Annotated in this window: 1 protein-coding gene; it reads right to left on the bottom strand. The window is 77.9% G+C overall.

All coding sequences use genetic code 11. The annotated features are described in order from the left end of the window. The coding region (locus ABD308_RS20795) for a hypothetical protein (protein ID WP_344337417.1) at positions 1 to 276 on the bottom strand (276 nt) is incomplete at both ends.

Raw genomic sequence — 276 nt, 5'->3', positions numbered from 1 at the left:
GCACCAGGACGCGGGCGGGCGGGTCCTCGACCAGCCTGACGGTGGCGCCGAGCAGCAGCGCGCAGGTGCCCTCGGTGCCGGTGAGCGCGCGGGCCAGGTGGTGACCGCGCTCGGGCAGCAGCGCGTCCAGCGGGTAGCCGGAGACCCGGCGCGGCAGCGCGGGCATGCCCTGGCGGATGACGGCCAGGTTCCGCTCGGTGAACTCCTGGAGCCGGTGGTGGAGTTGGCCGACCCGCCCGGGCAGGGCGGCGAGCGCGGCGCGCCCTTCCGGGTCGA

The sequence above is a fragment of the Kitasatospora putterlickiae genome (assembly GCF_039527695.1).
GTDB classification, from domain to species: domain Bacteria; phylum Actinomycetota; class Actinomycetes; order Streptomycetales; family Streptomycetaceae; genus Kitasatospora; species Kitasatospora putterlickiae.
Note: the sequence above shows the minus strand (reverse complement) of the source record. Positions and strands in the feature narration are given on the sequence as shown.